This window comes from Acetobacter sp. ESL1128 (genome assembly GCF_058505085.1).
In genome coordinates this window covers 1,411,256-1,424,711 of the sequence record NZ_CP196369.1, presented here as the reverse complement: position 1 = coordinate 1,424,711, position 13,456 = coordinate 1,411,256, and the positions used below count along the sequence as shown (strand labels likewise).

Below are 13,456 nucleotides of genomic sequence, written 5' to 3'. Positions count from 1 at the left end.
TATTGCAGAAAGGTGCCTTGTGCATGTCTGTGATCACGTGGTGATCTGGGGCATTAGGGTTTGTATCGGTTTTAATTAAAACTGGGTTGGATGATCATGCCAGAGCATTCTTTTTCTGAACCATCCGCTTTGTCAGATGCTCAAGTTATGGATGCTGTGGCGCTTCAACGTGCCAATCGTATGCACGAAGCAGTTGCCGCGTATAAAGTGGCGCTAGAACAGGACCCGAATAATGCTTACGCCCTGAGCAATTATGGTGGGCTGTTGTGTGCGTTGGGGGAATTTCAAACAGCTAAGCCCCTACTTGCCCGTGCCGTGCGTATTAAATCGGATATGCCTGATGCGTGGTCAAACTTTGGGAATGTCCTGTTTGAATTGCAAGATTATAGCGCTGCCATTGAAGCTTATAAACAGTGTCTGACACTGCAACCTCAGCATTCACTCGCACTCAGTAATCTGGGGGTGGCGCTGGATTGCCAGGGGCGGCATGAACTTGCCTTGAACTTTCATAACGCGGCTATTCAGATAGAGCCAGAAAACGGACAAAACCGGACTAATCACGCGCTCTCCCTACTGGCGCACGGAGATTATCAGGAAGGTTTTAAGGCGTATGAATGGCGGTGGAACAGCAACATTATCGGCAAGCATAACCTGCAAGGCCCGGTGTGGAATGGAGAGTCTTTTGTTGGCAAGACTCTGCTTATCCACACGGAAGGTGGGTTTGGAGATATGCTGCATTTTGTACGTTTTGTTCCGTATGCAGCCCAACGGGGCGGTAGCATTATTGTCAAAGTCCGCAAGGAGTTATTGACCCTTCTGCAGCGCTCATTCCCCGAGCAGCTGTTTATTACCGTCGATGATGTAGCCCCTCCCCACGATCTGGAATGTTCGGTTGGGAGTTTGCCATATCTGCTGGGCACAACGCTGGATACAATTCCGCTGGCTAGTGGTTACCTTACTCCTGACCCGGCCAGGGTTGCTGACTGGAAGGCTCGTCTGGATAAAGACCTGTTCTTTATGTCCGCGTCACCCACACTAAAAATTGGTCTGGTATGGGCAGGCTCGCCCCACCGGGAGGTTCGTTACGTGGAGTTTGTGGACCAGCGTAGGTCCATAAACCTGCAAAGTATGGCTCCCTTGGCACAGGTGCCCAATATTCTATTTTACAGTTTGCAGGTTGGGGAAAAAAGCATTCAGGCCAAAGCCCCGCCTGCGGGCATGAAATTGGTTAACCATGCCAATTTTCTGCATAATTTTGATGATACAGCAGCGCTGATTGCTAATCTGGATATGGTGATCTCTGTTGATACATCCGTTGTGCATCTGGCAGCAGGATTGGGCAAACCAGTATGGATGCTCTCACGTTTTGACCAGTGCTGGCGTTGGCTTTCCGGCCGAACAGATTCGCCATGGTACAGTAATCTGCGTATCTACCAGCAGCCACAACCATTTGACTGGACTACCCCCATTAATAAAATGGTTTCCGATTTAATGAAATTGGAAGAAAAAACTCACAATTTAAAGTAGTTGTTTTTTATTTATTTATTTGAATTGTAAAAAATACACCGTAGCCTCTCTTATTTTGATGGAGGGAGACACGGCTGCGTTATCTTTTGCTCCTATGTTTTTTGGCGATGTCAAAAAAAATCAATTCGACTTTCAAAAATTCATTCGCACGTTAATAAATAAAAACATAGGCATTTACTTATAGTATAATTCATTATAATTGTCATATCGAATGATTATTGAAAATAATATTCTTTATTTGCATATGTATTTATAAAAAATATCTTGAAACGATAGTGTGCTGCCGTTATAAATTACTGCAACAGCACGCAACTGTGCTTTTGTCCCCGTGATGCGCGATCTCGTTTTCGTGCCCGTATCTTCATAGCCCGTTGAATTATATTCCGGGCCAGCATCACGCATGCCTGCTTCCCTTGCTCCTTAGGGTGTAGCTCAACCATAGCAGGCTGCAAAAATTATATAAGGAGAGAGCGTCTTGCCAGAGACAAGCCCTCAGTCATCCATGCAATCGCGTGGTCTTGCCGCCTTTTTGGGCATACCTAAACCACTCTTTTTTGGTTTTGTCGGTCTGCTTCTGTTTATGGTCGGCGATGGCGTGGAAGCCGGATACCTTGACACGTACATGCTCCACCACGGGCACAGTCAGGGTGATGTGAACCTTATGTTCACAACGTATGGTATCACCGTCATGCTCTCTGCATGGTTGGCGGGGCCATTATCCGATCTGTTTGGGCCACGGCGTACCATGTGGGCAGGCCTGCTGCTCTGGGCATTGCTGGAAGTGGGTTTTCTGTCTTTGGGGCTGGGGCCGGATAACCTGTCCATGACCCTGCTGTTCTATACGCTGCGGGGGTTTGCCTATCCGCTGTTTGCGTATGGGTTTCTGGTCTGGATTGCGGCGGCCACCCCTGCGCGGATGCTGGGTTCTGCTGCGGGCTGGTTCTGGTTTTCCTTTTCTGCGGGCCTGCCAACTCTTGGGTCGCAGTTTGCGCGCTACACCATTCCTTACATAGGGGAACTGGCGACTTTCTGGTGCTCTTTGGGGCTGGTGATTATTGGTGGTCTGATAGCCCTACTGCTGGTTAATGAGCCCATTGGCTCCAAACCGCTGGTTGCTGCCAATGCCGATAAAAAGCAGGTTTTCTTCGGATCTGTCAGCATCATGTGGCGTGAGCCCAAAACGCTGGTTTCTGGTATTATCCGGACTATTAACACATCATCCGAATATGCTTTTCTGGCTATTATGCCCGCCTTTTTTGTGGATCAGCTTCACTTCTCCCAGTCGCAGTGGCTGGACCTGCTTTCGCTGATCTTCCTTGGCAACATTTTGTTCAACCTTGCCGCCGGGATGTTGGCTGACAAGCTTGGCCACCGGTTTGTTATTGCCATTGGCGGGTGCGTTGGTTGCTGCGTGACCATTCCCCTCTTTTATTACGTCCCATTGTGGTACCCCGGTAACTTCACACTGGCGGCAATTGCGGGCTTTGTTTATGGGGGCACCGTTGCTGCATTTGTGCCCATGTCCGGCCTGATGCCCCTGATCTGCCCAAAGGAAAAAGCTGCAGCCCTCTCCATTCTGGGGTTGGGCGCTGGTGCTAGCACCTGGGTGGGCCCTGCGGTTGTCAGCGTTTGTGAATCCTGGTTCGGGATGGGGCTGGAAGGCGTGATCTGGAGCTTTTCTGGTCTTTATCTCTTGGCAGGGGTGCTGACCCTGTGCCTGCGTATTTCGCCCGAAGCACACCGGCATACTGAAATGCTGGAAAAAAAGAAAAAACAATCCAGATCGGCCGATTTCCACGGTGCCCAGCAAACAGCCTGATTACAGGTTAAAAAGCATCGAACACAAAAAGAAAGGGAGGCTCTACACCTCCCTTTCCCACTTCCGCCAAGAAGTTTTGTCTTTCAACAAGGTCGAAGTTGCTCCCCTGCACGATCACACCGCAATGATATGCATCAAGCTTTGGTGATTTAGGTAGCCAAGCCGTTTGACCGTACTGTTACGAGCAGATTTTAAGCCCCAGCAAGGCCATTCCCGACCATTTTGCTCGGGTCCACAGTCTGATCAAAAACTGTTTCACTTACGCCTGAAGCTAGGGCTGCTTCTTTAAGTGTCTCATTGCGCGCCATGGCCCGGTGAGCAATGGCAGATGCTTTGTCGTACCCGATAACGGGGCTGAGTGCTGTAACCAGCATCACCGAGACTTCCACGTAATGTTTGATGTTGCGTTCGTTCAGGGTTGTTCCTTCAACGGAAAAGACTCTGAAGTTTTTGCAGCCATCAGCCAGAATACGGATCGCATGCAACACATTTGCGGCAATGACCGGGCGCATGACATTTAATTCAAAATTGCCTTGAGCACCCGCAAACGCAACCGTTGCGTCATTCCCCAACACCTGCGTTGCAATCATGATCAGGGCTTCACATTGTGTGGGATTAACCTTGCCGGGCATGATGGAAGACCCCGGTTCATTTTCCGGCAGGTTAAGCTCTGCCAGCCCACACCGCGGACCGGAACCGAGCCATCGCATATCATTGGCAATTTTCATTAACGCTACGGCAAGGCCACGCAGCCCGGCCGATGCGCGCACCATGGCGTCCAGCCCGCCCAGAGCGGAAAATTTATTGGGGGCTGTTACAAAGGGCTTGCCGGTCAAAACCGCAATATGTTCGGCAATTGCCTTACCAAAGCCTTTGGGGGCGTTCAGGCCCGTACCAACCGCTGTGCCACCGGCTGCCAGTTCAGCCAGATCCGCTCGGGCTGCACGGAGCGTATTCAGCGTGGTTTCAAGCTGCTGTGCCCAGCCAGACCATTCCTGCCCCACCGTTAGGGGTACGGCATCCTGCAAGTGGGTTCTACCCATTTTGACTACGGCGTTCCACATATTAGCTTTGGCCCGGATACTGGCAATAAGCGCCTCTACCTGCGGGACAAGGGTATTTTCTATTTCAAGCAATGTGACAACATGCATGACTGTAGGGAATGAATCATTGCTCGACTGCCCCATATTCACATCATCATTGGGATGCACGGGCGTTTTGGAGCCAACCTGCCCACCTAGGAGCTGAATGGCCCTGTTGGCAATAACTTCATTCACATTCATATTTGTCTGAGTGCCCGAGCCTGTCTGCCAGACAAAAAGCGGGAACTCGGCATCCAGCAGGCCAGAGCTTACCTCGTCCGCCGCCTGAATAATTGCGGCGGCCTTCCAGTTGGGGAGCCGGTTATCTGCCAGATTGACCTGTGCTGCAGCTTTTTTGACAATGCCATAAGCACGGCAAAGCTCTATGGGCATCCGGTCCCGCCCAATGGAAAAATGCACCAGACTACGCTGCGTCTGCGCACCCCAGTAATGGTTGGCAGGCACATCAATTGTGCCCATGGAATCAGTTTCCTGCCGCGTGCCGGTCGCGTCTATGCCAATGTTTACGTCCCGTAGCGTGTATGATTCTGTCATCTTCTGCCGCTCCCACTGTAACGTTCCAGACAAACAACCCCTTTTGGGTGATATGTTTTCATTGTTTTTTGAAGCGTGATGCCAGCCATATGCCACGCGGCACCGCGGGGACACACCGGAAGTCCACCCCCTATATGTGGTGGAGAGAGTGCATTACTCTGGCTTCGATCGGTATGAAGGGGCGTTTGATACATGCCCCCCCCAACGGCCTGCAAATCAGGCGGTTCCACGGTATAACGCGAATGTGGGAACCCTTGGAAAAAGGTTATCTATGCATTTTGGGGGCTGACGCGAACAGAGGGAACACTCCGTAAAAAAGGTTCTCTCTGTCCGCCAGTAGTCTGCTGTGTATGCGTTAAACCGCACACACAGGCTTTGCTTATGCGGGCGTTAGGTGGGCAATGTTGCCAGAGCCGCCAGAACACCCTGGATGCGTATAATTTTACGCAGCTCAATGACCTTCTGATCCAAGGCAGAACTCTCCAAATCCCTCCATGCATCGAATGCAGGCAGCTTTAAGCCTGCGGCATAATCATCAGAATGCACAAGGGCTTCCTGTTCTGCCGTGTAGGCTGGTTCAGACGTTGTATAAGTCTGCCCCTGCGCATTGATGCCTCGCAGCATTTCCAGATACGCGGCCATGCCAAAAGCAATGCGGGAGCAGTCTTTGTGGCCAAGGAGCAGATCGCGGACTGTCTGTGTCCAGAAAACCTGAATTTTTGCACAGCCATCACTGGCAATACGCAAGGTTTGATCGGCCATGGCGGGGTTGGAAAAACGGCTTAGGACACTTTGCATATAATGCTGCAAGCTCACACCGGGCGGCGCTTTGAGAGTTGGAATAACATCCCGGGTTAAAAAGTTTTCCACATTCTGCTTGAGTGCGGGGTCTTTTACCGCCTGATCCACGTGCGCATAACCCAACAGAATTGCTGGGAAACTGAGCATGATATGAGAAGCATTGAGCATGCGGATTTTAACGTGCTCATAATCCGTAACATCGGTTACAAACTGCACGCCAGCTTTGGCCAGGTCTGGCCGTCCATTGGCAAAGTTATCTTCCAGCACCCATTGGTGGAAGTCCTCCGCCACCACAGGCAGATCATCTTCCAACCCGCTGGCAGTATTTAGGGCTTTGGCAATATCTGCTGTAACGGTTGGGGTAATGCGGTCCACCATGGCATTGGGGAACGTGGCATTCCGCGCAATCCAGTCGGCCAGTTCCGGGTCACGCGCCTGAGCAAAACCGAGAAAAGCCTTTCGGGCAACATCACCATTATGCCGCAGATTATCGCAGGACATGATGGTAAACGCTTTTGTTCCCGTAGCGCGCCGGCGGCGCAGACCTTCCACAACATACCCAAAAACAGTTTGTGGGTTTTCGGGGTTTTGCAGGTCGTTTTGCACGTCCGGATTGCTCAGGTCGAACATGCCGGTGGTTTCGTTAATATTATAACCACCTTCAGTTATGGTCATGGACACGATGCGAATATCGGGATTGCTTAAATGCTCCAGCACTTTTTGTGGGTTTTGAGGGGCAAGCAGGTAATCCCGCAATGCGGCAATGATCCGCACGGTACGATCCCCCGTTGGAGCGCATTCGGTCAGGGAATACAGGCAATCCTGCGCATGGAACAATGCGGCTTTTTTGCTGGAATGGTCGCCTTTTGTCAGGCCAATGCCGATAATGCCCCAGTCTGATTCTGTCTTGAGGATTTTATCAATATAAAATGCTTCATGCGCCCTGAAAAAATTACCAACACCAAAATGAACAATACCTGCCTTAATATCCAGCGGGTTATAGTCTGGTAAATGCGCAGGAGACTTCACATTGCCAAGACATTCAAGAGTGAGCATGCGTTCCTCCAAAATATTTACAATCAGAACAGCAACTGTAATTGGTCTGATCCCAAATTTCAACACGGATATTAAGCTATTATAATATTCTCATTACTCATTGCGTAATTTTTAATATTTATTTTCATTATGCTCCCCTCCCCTTGTTCTGGCGCATGTTATCTTCCATGATGCCAAAATCATTTTACCCTCTATCCAATAGGCATAACATGAACAAACGCGAACTTGGCCGTACTGGCATTATGGTGAGTGAACTCTGCCTTGGTACAATGACCTTTGGCCAGCAGAACACGCAGGCTGAAGGGCACGCCCAGCTTGATCTGGCACTGGAGCGGGGTATCAATTTTATCGACACAGCCGAACTTTACGCCATTCCACCGCGGGCCGAGACATACGGCGCAACGGAAACCATTATCGGCAACTGGCTTAAGGCCCGGGGCGGACGCGACAAACTGGTTATTGCCAGCAAGGTTGTGGGGCGTTCATCATCCCCGTGGTATCGGCCGGGTGGTGAGCAGGCGCGCCTGACCCCCCGTCAGATCCGCTATGCTCTGGAAGGTTCCCTACGCCGCCTGGGTACGGATTATATTGACCTGTACCAGCTCCATTGGCCCGACCGTACCATTGGCCTGTTTGGAGAAGGCGGGACCACGTTCAAGGACCTCCCGCCAGATGATTCCGTGCCGGTGGAGGAAACACTGGGTGTGCTGGGTGACCTTGTGGCTGAAGGGAAAATCCGCCATGTCGGCCTTTCCAACGAGACAGCATGGGGTGTTGCCAGTTTTCTGGCGGCTTCCAAAACCGGTCTGCCGCGTGTTGCATCCATTCAGAATGCTTACAACCTGATCAATCGTACGTTCGAAATCGGGCTGGCAGAAATGGCTCTGCGTGAGCGTGTGGGGCTTCTGGCCTATTCCCCGCTCGCCCAAGGTTACCTGACGGGTAAATATCTGGATGGCGCCCGGCCGCCTGGTGCGCGTACGACCCTTTTTAATCGCGCTCAGCGTTACGAAAAACCCGGTGTGGACGAGGCAATCCGTGCTTACATGGACCTCGCCCAGCAGGAAGGGCTGAACCCGGTGCAACTGGCTATTGCTTTTGTAACAAGCCGGCCGTTTGTTACGTCCAATATTATTGGCGCAACCAGCATAGAGCAGCTTGAAACCATTCTTGGTTCTCTGGATCTGGTGATCGCTCCTGAATTGGAAGCAAAAATAAACGCAATCCATCAGGTTCACTCCAACCCGGCTCCCTGATTGCTCTGTAATTTATGATGACTGTGTGCCGCACGAGATTAAAAAGCAGAATAGCGCGCTTGGCGCTGAGTGCCAGCTTTGCGTCTTTGGCGGCATTCGGTATGTCGGCACGGCCAGTTCTGGCCGCGCCAGAGTTAAGCAAAGCGGCACAGCAAATCCGTAATGAAGCGCATATAACCGGCGCAGCCCGATTTACTGCGCCGGACTTCAAGCCCGGTTTAGTGCGGCATATGGTTATGTTCCGCTTTAACCCACATACAACACAGGCCGAGCGCAATGAGGTTACAAAACGCTTCATTGCACTGCGGCACCTTTCCCCCGCTCAGATGGCTCAGCGCCCGTTCTCTCGATTGAAACCGGGCCACAGATCAGTGGAGAAAATGCGGATATTGGCCTGGAACAGGCTTATCTGGTAACCTTCCGATCCGAGGGAGACCGTAATTTTTACGTTGGGCGCCCAATCGTAACCGATCCGCGCTATTTTGATCCTGCGCATGACGCCTTTAAAGCGTTTGCCGCGCCGTATCTGGAAAAAGTCGTTGTTTTTGACTTTCCCGTAGAGGCAAGCGGGCAGCACTGAACACTACACAGAGCTACTGAATGTGCAGCCCCTTCATTTTGCGGTAAAGGGTCGCCCGACTAATACCCAGACTACGGGCTGTGGCGGCCACATTGCCGTGGCTGGCCGCCAGTGCGGACCTGACAACGCTTTCTTCCGCTTTTTGCAGGCTTATTTCGGAACCTGATTCCAGCTCTGTCAGCAGGTTGGGGTGGTCTTTGATCATGTCATCCGTCCATCCCATCATCAGGCGGGCGGCATGTGTTGCTCCGGTCACATCTCCATCGCCATTCAGGGCGACGAGAAGGGAGGAGCATCCTTCGGCTGGGCCAAGGGTCAGGATTTTCTGGCCTGCATAATGTTCACGAAAAAGGTGTTCTTCTATGCGGCGGCCTGACTGCAGCAGAGTATCCATGACCAGCGCGGCGTAGGGTCTGGTGCTGTTTCCACTGGGGGCGGCCAGATTGAGGGCTCCCGCTACATGCCCCTGAGCATCAAAAACCGGAACCGCATAGCTCGCCAGAAGTGAAAAGCAGAACCGCCAGTGTTCCCCCTGCCCCAGAAATATAGGACATTTTTCCTTTACACATGTACCAACACCATTCGTGCCTGCGGCGGATTCATGCCAAATGGCTCCTTTGCGCAAATGGAGCCTGCGGCAGACTGACAAATGGGTTTCGTCCACGCAGCGGGCCAGAATGGTTGCATCCGGGTCCGCCAGTAGCACCATAAGACCCATGCCCTGCACCAGCTCAAAAAGCCGCCGCATCTCCCCCATGGCAGATTTTAGCAAGAGGGATGAACGCCCACTGACCTGCCTGAATTCTGCCCCGGATAACACATCGGCTATCCACCCCTGTGAGGGGTCCAGATTATAGGCGGAGGCACATCGCTCCCATGACTGCTGGATACAGGTATCACTTGTCGCTGGAGTTCTCTCGTGCACCGGGTGTGGCAGAATATCGTCTTCCGCTATTCTTGCCCTGCTCTGGTTGCCATTCATGCAGTCTTCCACCAGTTAACCCGTACTATCCTTTGCGTGCGCGACAAAGATGTGAGGCCTGAACCCGGTCGGCATGATACTGCACATTATAACAAGATTTAAAGAAAATTTTACCTCAACGTGAAAGAGTGGGATGTTGCTTATGCATTTCTTTTACCAAAGGTAGACAAACTTCACATAATACGCGTTGGTTTCGGGCGTATTGCGCGCCTCGAGGGAGTGCGAATAACGGCCAGTCACCGAAAAATGCTTGGAAATGTTGTACATCAACCCCAGCCCCAATGTTGTTTCCCTGCTATTGGAATCATCAAGGTAACGTTTGGCTGAATTGTCGTATGTGCCGGTTACATTCTGCCAGTCAAACGCTACAAACGGTTCCAGTTTTTGAGTTGCTTTCCAGCTGAAGCGTAAATTGGAGTAAAACACCACGCCGGGTGAATAACTATGGGCACCCTTTACATGTTTTGTTGAACCTACAACGGTGCCGGCATCCCCATCGAAGCTGAAGTGTTCCCATTCATAGTCAAATATAAAGCTGGAAATATTGGACCAGTAATGGGGTGATGTTGCATCACGGGTCCCTTCTGGCGTCTGCATAAAGGTCTGTATGCCAAAGGTACTGTGTGCATTGGGTTTGAACCACGCAGCCGGCCCTACAATGGTTGGCCCCAGCCCCCCATAATCCGTGCCATTTGCCAGAGAATAACTCTCGGACTGGATCAGCTCAAAAGCAAAACCTACGTGGGGAATGGCCTCAAAACTGCGGAAATGTACATATTTGGTCATGCCCGCCCATGTATGGCTGCCCCCACGGGCCTGCCGCTGGCCCAGGCTGTTATATGTGCTGCCCGCAGCGTTTCCATCCCCATACTGCACTAGCACGTTAAAGGGTTTGAAATCGACCGGCAGATCATATTCGTGCGGGCCAATAATGCCGAGTGTCACATCCGCAGCGTGAGCGGGAGACGCATAAACCAGAACCACACCGGGTATGACGAGGCGAAGCAAAGAGCGCAGCCGCTCCGGCTTTTCTGTCAGACGCATCAGAAGGATTTCCGTATTCAAAAAGAAACGGGGCTCCAGAAAAATCAGGAGCCCCGCATGGAAGGCGCGTTACTGGGCTTTGGTGCCCTGTGCGCCATCGATCGTGTAGGCGATGATGTAATCACCGCTACGGGTACCAAGGCCCCCGTGGCCGCCTGCAGCAATCACAACGTACTGCTTGCCGCCTGCCTCATAAGACATGGGGGTTGCCTGACCACCTGCTGGCAGACGGTCCTGCCAGATGACCTGACCTGTGGAGAGGTCAAAACCACGCAGGTAATCGTCTGCTGTGGCGCCCATGAACACCACGCCGCCTTTGGTCACAATGTTCCCGCCAATGTTATACATGCCTGTAGGCAGTGGCAGGTTGTTGTGGGTGCGGAAAGGCCCTGTATCCCGCGTGGTGCCAACCGGGTGCTGCCAGACGATCTTCTTGGTGACAAGGTCAATCGCGGTCAGCGTGCCCCAAACCGGCCCTTTGCAGGGGATCTGCAGCGGATTCAGCCAAGGGTTGGTGTAGGCAATGTACGGCGTGCCATAGTCAGGCGAAACAGATAGTGCATCGCCTTTGGCAGCGGGTTCTTCGCCTTTACCGTCCCATTTCGGCAGGGTGCCGGGGCCTTCCAGCGTCTGGCGTTTTTCCAGACGGATACGGAACGGCAGGTAGCTTGCATTGGCCAGCAGAAGCTTGCGCTGCGGGTCAATGGTAATACCCTGCCAGTCCACAACGCCATAGAACGCGGGATAGACAATGGTGGTCTGGCCCAGATGCGGCGGCGTAAACTGCCCATCATAAGCAGACTGACGGTACTGAATGCGGCAGATCATCTGGTCCAGCAGGGTTGCGCCCCACATGTCAGATTCTTTCAGATCCGGCGGCGTAAGGGAGGGCATGGCCGTGGGGTATGGCTGGGTGGGCGATACGCGGTCATCTGCCACATGCCCGGCCGTGGGTACGGGTTTTTCCGCAACCGGATAACCGGGAACAGGCTGGCCCGTACGGCGGTCAAGCACAAAGAATTCGCCACGCTTGGTGCTCTGGACCAGAGCGGGAATGCTTTCCCCATTCGGGCCGGGCAGGTCCACCATGGATGGGCCGGAAGGAATATCCATATCCCACAGGTCATGGTGCACGGTCTGGTAAATCCAGCGACGTTCACCGGTTTCAATATCCAGAGCAACCGTGGCGCTGGAAGAGGCATCGTCAAACGGACGGCGCGAGCCACCCCAGTTGTCTGGCGGAGAGTTGCCGGTAGGAATGTAAACCAGCCCCAGATCAAGGTCAGCCGTGTAAACGCCCCAAGCATTCGGGGTGTCACGCGTCAGCACATCGTTCGGGCCGGGTTTCCATGTTTCGGGGTTGTGGCCAACGTCCCATGCCCATTCAATGGCACCTGTAGTGGCGTTGAATGCGCGAATGGCACCGGAAGGTTCAAAATTGGCCTGGTTATCAAAAATCCAGCCACCGGTAATCAGGCGGTTTTTGGCCACCATGGGGGGCGATGTCACAAAGTGGAAACCATGCGGCACGTGGCCAAGGTAATCGCGCAGGGAGATAAAGCCATGGTCGCCGAAGTCATCACACGGCTGGCCGGTTTCGGCATTTACAGCAACCATGCGCACGTCTGCCACAGGGGAGTAGATGCGGTTGCGGCAGCTGGTCTGAATTTCGTCCGGGACATGGTAGTAGGAAACACCACGGCAGGCCAGATACACGTTTTTGTCCAGATCAGCCGTTGCAGGCTTGGGGTCAAACTTCCATTTGACCTTCCCTGTCAGGGCATCCACAGCCATCACCCAACTATGGGGGGTGCACATGTAAAGTGTGTCACCTACCTTGATCGGGGTCAGCTCCAGATTGAACTCATGCCCCTGATCCGGCCCGGCAACGGTGCCCTCACCGTCCTGCTGCACGTCGCCCGTACGGGTCATCCATGCGCGTTTGAGATGGCTGATATTGGCGGGAGTGATCTGCCCGATGGGAGAGTAGCGGTCCCCCCCAACCGTGCGGCCATAAGCTGACCAGTCTGCATCTGCCACACCATTGGCAGCAAGATCAGCCTGCCCCTGCGCGGCCATGCGATCAGCCGGTACCGTACCGTTAATGGAGTAAGAGGCAAAGCAGCTAGCCACAACCACAAGAGTGGAAACGGCAACTGCCCCCAGCACTTCACGCTTGTCGGTCAGCCAATCTGCTCCTGTACGCCAGACCCATGGCAGCAGGAGCCATGCCCCAAGGCCAATGAGCGTAAACAGCCGAACTTCTAGCCCCCAGATATTGAAGCCAACTTCAATAAGGGACCAGACCGTTGCTACCAGCAGCAGGGCTGCGTACAGGCGGCTGGCAAGCTTTGGGTTTTTAAAACCACTGAAAGCTGCCGCCAGCATAACGCCGCCAGCCAGAATATAGAACCAGGATCCGCCCAGGAAGAGCAGTTCTGCCCCACCAAAAAACAGGAAAAGCCCGATCAGAGCCAGTAAGGCTGAGGTTATAATTGAAAATAACCCCTTATTACTCTCTCGCATGTTGTGTTTCTCTCTGAATGTGTTCAGTCGGCCCGAAACATGGAGGGCAGGCCGCTACACCGCCCCTGTCCACAGCCAATTTCGTTTGATGAACAGGAAGCACCCAGAAATTGCCACAGTTGATATGGCCGTGCTCACAGATGTTTGTAGCAAAAAACCTAACCTGTTTCAGATATGAGACAGGTTAGCCAAGCTACAGGTATTTTGAGGCGAAAGAACCGGTCCAAT

At 52.7% G+C, this 13,456-nt stretch carries 11 protein-coding genes; 5 read left to right on the top strand and 6 right to left on the bottom strand.

All coding sequences use genetic code 11. The annotated features are described in order from the left end of the window. Positions 1–96: 96 nt before the first annotated feature. Complete coding sequence (locus ACSYTG_RS06575) at positions 97–1,527, top strand: tetratricopeptide repeat protein (RefSeq protein ID WP_489784164.1); 1,431 nt, start codon at positions 97–99, stop codon at positions 1,525–1,527. Between the two features lie 234 nt (positions 1,528–1,761). Here the strand turns inward: ACSYTG_RS06575 and ACSYTG_RS06570 are convergent, their stop codons facing one another. Continuing rightward, positions 1,762–1,929: a hypothetical protein gene (locus ACSYTG_RS06570; RefSeq protein WP_165925779.1), complete on the bottom strand. Its 168-nt coding sequence runs from the start codon at positions 1,927–1,929 to the stop codon at positions 1,762–1,764. A gap of 100 nt (positions 1,930–2,029) precedes the next feature. Between ACSYTG_RS06570 and ACSYTG_RS06565 the strand changes: the two genes are divergently transcribed. Continuing rightward, a complete protein-coding gene (locus ACSYTG_RS06565; protein ID WP_489784169.1) occupies positions 2,030–3,346 on the top strand; it encodes an MFS transporter in 1,317 nt (438 codons plus the stop codon). Positions 3,347–3,537: 191 nt separating this feature from the next. Here ACSYTG_RS06565 and fumC read toward each other — a convergent pair whose 3' ends face one another. Then, a complete protein-coding gene (fumC, locus tag ACSYTG_RS06560) occupies positions 3,538–4,983 on the bottom strand; it encodes a class II fumarate hydratase (RefSeq protein WP_489784163.1) in 1,446 nt (481 codons plus the stop codon). A gap of 390 nt (positions 4,984–5,373) precedes the next feature. Further along, on the bottom strand, positions 5,374–6,840 hold the full coding sequence (locus ACSYTG_RS06555) for a mannitol dehydrogenase family protein (protein WP_489784162.1): 1,467 nt from the start codon (positions 6,838–6,840) through the stop codon (positions 5,374–5,376). Positions 6,841–7,049: 209 nt separating this feature from the next. On the opposite strand from ACSYTG_RS06555, the gene ACSYTG_RS06550 reads away from it, so the two are divergent. The 3 genes from ACSYTG_RS06550 to ACSYTG_RS06540 are packed head-to-tail and all read left to right on the top strand — an operon-like array spanning position 7,050 to position 8,676. Beyond that, entirely contained in the window at positions 7,050–8,096 is a 1,047-nt protein-coding gene (locus ACSYTG_RS06550) for an aldo/keto reductase (RefSeq protein WP_489784161.1), read from the top strand. A gap of 59 nt (positions 8,097–8,155) precedes the next feature. Beyond that, the gene (locus ACSYTG_RS06545) at positions 8,156–8,512 is read left to right on the top strand and encodes a hypothetical protein (RefSeq protein ID WP_489784160.1); all 357 of its coding nucleotides are present in this window, start codon (positions 8,156–8,158) and stop codon (positions 8,510–8,512) included. After that, positions 8,446–8,676, top strand: a complete 231-nt coding sequence (locus ACSYTG_RS06540; RefSeq protein ID WP_489784168.1) for a Dabb family protein — start codon at positions 8,446–8,448, stop codon at positions 8,674–8,676. The genes ACSYTG_RS06545 and ACSYTG_RS06540 overlap by 67 nt, the downstream gene beginning before the upstream one ends. A 13-nt stretch (positions 8,677–8,689) precedes the next feature. Here the strand turns inward: ACSYTG_RS06540 and ACSYTG_RS06535 are convergent, their stop codons facing one another. From ACSYTG_RS06535 to ACSYTG_RS06525, 3 genes are all read right to left on the bottom strand, one after another. Continuing rightward, positions 8,690–9,658, bottom strand: coding sequence for a helix-turn-helix domain-containing protein (locus ACSYTG_RS06535; protein ID WP_086646858.1), 969 nt, complete (start codon positions 9,656–9,658; stop codon positions 8,690–8,692). A gap of 153 nt (positions 9,659–9,811) precedes the next feature. After that, on the bottom strand, positions 9,812–10,702 hold the full coding sequence (locus tag ACSYTG_RS06530; RefSeq protein WP_415421017.1) for a transporter: 891 nt from the start codon (positions 10,700–10,702) through the stop codon (positions 9,812–9,814). A gap of 69 nt (positions 10,703–10,771) precedes the next feature. Beyond that, complete coding sequence (locus ACSYTG_RS06525; protein ID WP_489784159.1) at positions 10,772–13,228, bottom strand: membrane-bound PQQ-dependent dehydrogenase, glucose/quinate/shikimate family; 2,457 nt, start codon at positions 13,226–13,228, stop codon at positions 10,772–10,774. Positions 13,229–13,456: the final 228 nt, after the last annotated feature.